This window comes from Thioalkalivibrio sp. (genome assembly GCF_007692535.1).
In the GTDB taxonomy this organism is placed as follows: Bacteria; Pseudomonadota; Gammaproteobacteria; order Ectothiorhodospirales; family Ectothiorhodospiraceae; genus Thioalkalivibrio.
The window spans coordinates 1-5,464 of sequence record NZ_REBW01000226.1; the positions used below are offsets into that span (position 1 = coordinate 1).

Consider the following 5,464-nt stretch of genomic DNA (forward strand, 5'->3'; position numbering starts at 1 on the left):
TAGGTCGGGTTAGCGCAGCGTAACCCGACGAAGGCCAACGCGACCCGCGTCCGACGCCTGGCGCCCGCCGTCACTCACGCCCCACACCGGTAAACGTCAGCGGACCGTGGCCCCAGTCCGCTGGGTATATTCCTGCCTCGACGTGCCGTCGAAAACTGGAGAACGGCCAATCCCTGGGCGCGGCGACATAACCGTGCTTTACCGGGTTGTAATGAATGTACTCAACGTGCTGGATGAAATCGGCCTCATCACGCAACAGGCGTTCCCAATAGCGATGCTGCCAAAGCGCCTGTTCACCCTTTCGGGCTCGCGCCCGGTCAGGCACCGCGCGCAGGTTCGGATCGCAATGCCTGGTGAACCATGTCTTGATCAACCGCCAGCGGATCGCGAAGTCCGCATCATCCGGTGGCAGGGCCCAGATACAGTGAAGGTGATCGGGCAAGACCACCATTGCGTCCATCCTGAAAGGCCGTTTGCTGCGCACGGTACGAAACGCGTTACGCAAGACCTCTACTGTCTCCGGTGTGTTGAAGATCGGGCGCCGTCGGTGTGTGACCAGGGTGAAGAAGTAGGATCCGCCTGGGACGAATGCGCGTCGGTATCTCATGCTTCGTTGCCTTCCGTTGGCATCATCGATGGCTGGAGTCGTGGGCTCCGATTGTCGGGTTACGCTACGCTAACCCGACCTACGATCATTCCGATTGCAACACGTCGGAGTTTCAAATGCACCTCCCCCGTAGGTCGGGTTAGCGCAGCGTAACCCGACGACTGCCAGCGCGATTCCCGTGGGTCGTGTAACCCGAGGCATGCCGACGCCGGTACGCGGGGCACGATCGGCTTTATGGTATCTTCAAAACGCGAGCTAAAACGGGTGGGGGAAGCCTTGCAAGCGACGCTCTTGGGGACCGTGGTGGCCGGCCGAATGGCGACTGGGGCGTGTGCGATGGCACGCGGGAAAAGCGCGTGGGGGATGACGCGATGGCAGGGGCTTGCGCCGCTAGCGAGACCCGGCCGATCTTTTGAACGGATGACGCGGCAACCGTGAACCAGTTCAGGGAATTCCTCGGTCTGCTGAACCACTCGTTCCGCAACCTGCTGCCGATCATCCTGGTCGTCGGCATCTTCCAGTTCCTGGTGATCCGCCAGGTTCCCGATGCATGGCTGCCCATGGCGGTGGGGCTGTTGGTGGTCGTCCTTGGCGTGGCCCTGTTCCTGCAGGGGCTGGAGCTCGGGATCTTCCCGATCGGCAAGAACCTTTCCAACGAATTTGCACGCAAGGGATCGCTCCCGCTGCTGATGGTCTTCGGCTTCTGCCTGGGATTCGCGGCGGTGGTCGCCGAGCCCGCGTTGATCGCGGTGGCCAGCCAGGCGGAAATCATCAGCGAGGGTCGCATCAGCGCTTTGACGCTGCGTTTGCTGGTCGCGGGGTCCGTGGGTGCGGTCGTGGCGTTGGGGGTGGTGCGCATCCTCCTCGGACATAGCCTGCACTGGTACATGATCATCGGCTATCTCGTGGTCGTTATGGTGACGTTCTTCGCGCCGGAAGAAATCGTCGGCCTGGCCTACGACTCCGGGGGCGTGACCACCAATATCGTCACGGTGCCTTTGATCGCTGCGTTGGGGATCGGGTTGGCGGTCTCGATACGGGGGCGCAATGCCCTGATCCATGGCTTCGGCCTGGTGGGCCTGGCGGTGATGGTGCCAATGATCTCGGTGCAGATCTACGGGATCATCGTGTACAGCTTTGGCGAGGCCCGCGAGGTCGTCGACGGCATCAAGGAGGCTGTGGATCCGGAAGTGACCGAGGTCGTCCAGGAGGTCGCAGGCAGCATCCTGCTGGGGATGCTCCGGGATCTCATGATCATGTTCCGGGATGTGCTGCCGATCATCACCGTGATTCTGGTCTTCCAGTACCTGGTGATCCGCAAGCACATTGCCCACGTGCACAAGGTGATGGGCGGTTTCGTGCTGGTGATCGTCGGCCTGTATGCCTTCGTGGTCGGCCTGAAAATGGGGCTCTTCCCGATCGGGCAGAGCATGGCGGAACAGCTGATTGGGCTGGATCGCTGGATTTTCGTGTATCTGTTCGCCTTCGCGATCGGCTTTGCGACGACCATGGCGGAACCGGCCCTGATCGCGATCGGCCAGAAGGCCGAAGAGGCCGCGAAGGGGCGGCTGAACGGTACCGTGATCCGGCTCCTGGTCGCAGCAGGCGTGGCGGTGGGCATCACCATCGGGGTGCACCGGATCATCAGCGGTGACTCCATCCATTACTACATCATGGCCGGCTACACGGTGGTGATCCTGCTGACCTTCCTGTCGCCGAAGTACATCGTCGCGCTGGCCTACGACCTGGGCGGCGTCACGACATCGGAGGTGACGGTGCCGCTGGTCACCGCACTCGGTATCGGGCTGGCCACGCACATCGAGGGGCGCAACGTGATGATCGATGGCTTCGGCCTGATCGCGTTCGCCTCGATCTTTCCGATAATATCCGTGATGCTTTACGCCATCGCGGCCGAGTTCGCCATCCGGCGGAGAGGAAACGACTCATGAAATTTGCCGTACTCGTTGCAATTCTTGCCGAAAACCTCGAAGAGAAGGCCATCGACATCGCCAAACAGTCCGGTGCTGGTGGGTTAACCCTGCTCGATGCCCGCGGAATCGGGGCCAAGGAGAAGAAGACCTTCTTCGGTCTGACCTACGAAGGTTCCCAGACGGTAATGATCTGCGTACTCGAAAAGAAGCTTTCGTTGGCGGTGATGAAGGCGCTGACACAGGAACTGGATCTGGCCAAGCACTCCAACGGGGTCGTGTTCACCGTCCCGCTGGACCACATCGCCGGCATCGATACACGGCAGCTGGAAAGCTTCGAGGAACACATCAAGGGCGAAATCTGAAGCAGGGCCTTCCTGTTTCGCCAGCCTGAAAGCGTGGCTGGCAGTTTCGTGGTGCGAACGTAACGTCGTTTCTTCTTCTGCGACATCCGTTTTTCGGGAGGCAACATGCTGGTAAAGGACATCATGCAGGCTGACGTGATCACCATCTCGCCGCTGGCAACGCTGCGCGAGGCGATGGATCAAATGAAGCGTCACAAGGTCAAGTCCCTCGTGGTCGAACGGCGCGATGAGCACGACGCCTATGGAATCGTGACCTACACCACGATTCTGCGCACGATCATCGCGGAGGAAGGAGACATCGACCTGGTCAACGTCTATGACGTCTGCACCAAACCCGTCATCACCGTGCCGCCGGGCATGCACGTCAAATACGTGGCCCGGTTGCTGGTCGCGCAACAACTGCGTCGTCTGGTGGTGCTGGAGAGCGACGAACTGGTGGGACTGATCACCATGAACGACATCGTCGGCGAGTTCCTGGCCATGGCGGAGAAGGCCCACGTCGAAAGCTAGTGCCCTGTCACACCTCCATTGGCGTCTTCAGAGCCCCCGAGCGCTATCAGGGCCACGCAGGAAACCTGTGATACAGGACGACGGGCAACGACAAGAACCATCGGCCGGAGCGCCGGCCCTTGTGGGCCAGTGGGAGCATTTTCCCCACCGGGCGGACATGGGTGTCCGCGGGCACGGCACGACGCTGGAGGAGGCGTTTGCCTCGGCGGCGGAGGGCCTGACAGCGGTGGTCGTCGAACCGTCCGACGTCGAGCCGATCGAGAAGGTGGATTTTACCGGTTCGGCGTCAGACCCTGAACTTCTCTTCTATGATTTCATGAACAGCATCGTCTACGAAATGGCGGTCAGTGCCCGCGTGTTCTCACGATTTCGGGTGCGTGTCGAAGGGAACTACCTGCAGGCGGAGGCCTGGGGTGAACGGGTGGACGTAGCGCGGCATCAGCCCGCGGTCGAGATCAAGGGCGCGACATTCACCCAGCTCGCGGTCGGTCGCTCGGACGACGGCAGATGGCTCGCGCAGTGCATACTGGACATCTGACCGGCGAGTTCCACACGCCCCGCCAAACCGGAGGTGTAACGTCATGGAACTGAATCGATTCACGCAACTGTCGGACACGGCCTGGAGACTGGAGCCTGATGAGGGCATGCACGTCCCCGCGATCATCTATGGGGACGCCGGTCTGATCGAGGACATGGACGACAAGGTCGCTGAACAGGCTTCGAATGTGGCGCGATTGCCCGGTATCGTTCAGGCTTCCTACGCTATGCCCGACGCGCACTGGGGCTATGGCTTCCCGATCGGCGGCGTGGCGGCCTTCGACCCTGACGAGGGGGGCGTGGTGTCGGCCGGGGGCGTCGGGTTCGACGTCTCCTGCGGGGTCCGGACCCTGCTCACCGGCCTGGATCGGAGTGCGATCGACGCAGTCAGGCATGACCTCGCGGATGCGCTGTTTGCAGCCATCCCGGCGGGGATGGGCAGCACCGGAGCCATTCACCTGCGCGACCGGCAGATGACCGACATGCTTCTCGGTGGCGCGGCCTGGGCCGTCGAGCGGGGTTACGGGGAAGCGGCGGATCTCGGGCGGATCGAGGAGCAGGGGCAGATGGCGGGTGCCGACCCGGATGCGGTGTCGGACAAGGCGCGCAAGCGCCAGCGCAATGAAATGGGGACGCTGGGGTCGGGCAATCACTACCTGGAGGTCCAGCACGTTACCGAAATCTTCGATCCCGGTGCGGCGGAGGCGTTCGGCCTGGTCAAGGGCCAGGTGGTGGTGTCGATCCACTGCGGCTCGCGCGGCCTCGGCCATCAGATCGGCACCGAGTTCCTGCGCGAAATGGTGGTGGTCGCGGCCGCTCATGGCATCGATCTGCCGGAACGGGAACTGGCCTGTGCCCCGATCCGGTCGGAGGTCGGCCAGCGCTACCTGGGGGCCATGCGTGCGGCCATCAACTGTGCGCTCGCGAACCGGCAGATCCTGACCCACCTCACGCGCGAGGTCTTTGGCGAGCTGGTCCCCGAAGCGGATCTCAAGCTGCTCTATGACGTCTCCCACAACACCTGCAAGGTCGAGCGCCACGTGGTCGACGGCCAGGGACGCGACCTGTACGTGCACCGCAAGGGCGCAACCAGGGCCTTGGGTCCCGGACACCCGGAGCTACCCGAGGCGCTACGGGCCTCGGGACAGCCGGTGTTGATCGGGGGCTCCATGGGCACGGGTTCGTATGTCCTGGCCGGTACCGCTACCAGCGAAGGGCTCTCCTTCAGCTCTGCCTGCCACGGGGCCGGGCGCGCGATGAGCCGGCACCAGGCCACGCGCCAGTGGCGCGGCAGGGAGCTGGTCGACGAACTGGCCGGGCGCGGCATTCTCATTCGCAGCCCAAGCCTGCGCGGCGTTGCCGAGGAGGCGCCTGGTGCCTACAAGGATGTCAGCCAGGTGGTGCAGGCCACCCACGACGCTGGCCTGGCTCGCATGATCGCCCGCGTCGAACCCATGATCTGCATCAAGGGTTAACTGGCGATGACAAGCCGCAGACTGTAGGTCGGGTTAGCCCAA

General features: G+C 62.9%; 6 protein-coding genes. 5 read left to right on the plus strand and 1 reads right to left on the minus strand.

Annotated elements, in window-relative coordinates:
• Positions 1–70: 70 nt before the first annotated feature.
• The gene (locus EA346_RS12870) at positions 71–607 is read right to left on the minus strand and encodes a transposase (RefSeq protein ID WP_296759240.1); all 537 of its coding nucleotides are present in this window, start codon (positions 605–607) and stop codon (positions 71–73) included.
• A gap of 434 nt (positions 608–1,041) precedes the next feature.
• Here EA346_RS12870 and EA346_RS12875 point away from each other — a divergent pair, with 434 nt between their 5' ends.
• From EA346_RS12875 to EA346_RS12895, 5 genes are all read left to right on the plus strand, one after another.
• Positions 1,042–2,556 carry a DUF1538 domain-containing protein gene (locus EA346_RS12875; RefSeq protein ID WP_296759242.1) on the plus strand — a complete coding sequence of 505 codons (1,515 nt, stop codon included), beginning with the start codon at positions 1,042–1,044 and terminating at the stop codon, positions 2,554–2,556.
• Entirely contained in the window at positions 2,553–2,900 is a 348-nt protein-coding gene (locus tag EA346_RS12880; RefSeq protein WP_296759244.1) for a transcriptional regulator, read from the plus strand. Before EA346_RS12875 ends, EA346_RS12880 begins: the two co-directional genes overlap by 4 nt.
• 105 nt (positions 2,901–3,005) lie before the next feature.
• Positions 3,006–3,410, plus strand: coding sequence for a CBS domain-containing protein (locus tag EA346_RS12885; RefSeq protein WP_296759246.1), 405 nt, complete (start codon positions 3,006–3,008; stop codon positions 3,408–3,410).
• Between the two features lie 70 nt (positions 3,411–3,480).
• The gene (locus tag EA346_RS12890; RefSeq protein WP_296759252.1) at positions 3,481–3,948 is read left to right on the plus strand and encodes an archease; all 468 of its coding nucleotides are present in this window, start codon (positions 3,481–3,483) and stop codon (positions 3,946–3,948) included.
• Between the two features lie 43 nt (positions 3,949–3,991).
• On the plus strand, positions 3,992–5,422 hold the full coding sequence (locus tag EA346_RS12895) for an RtcB family protein (protein WP_296759249.1): 1,431 nt from the start codon (positions 3,992–3,994) through the stop codon (positions 5,420–5,422).
• Positions 5,423–5,464: the final 42 nt, after the last annotated feature.

Coding starts and splice junctions, on each gene's coding strand:
- EA346_RS12870 (WP_296759240.1), bottom strand. CDS start 607: ATGAGATACCGACGCGCATTCGTCCCAGGCGGATCCTACTTCTTCACC.
- EA346_RS12880 (WP_296759244.1), top strand. CDS start 2,553: ATGAAATTTGCCGTACTCGTTGCAATTCTTGCCGAAAACCTCGAAGAG.
- EA346_RS12885 (WP_296759246.1), top strand. CDS start 3,006: ATGCTGGTAAAGGACATCATGCAGGCTGACGTGATCACCATCTCGCCG.
- EA346_RS12895 (WP_296759249.1), top strand. CDS start 3,992: ATGGAACTGAATCGATTCACGCAACTGTCGGACACGGCCTGGAGACTG.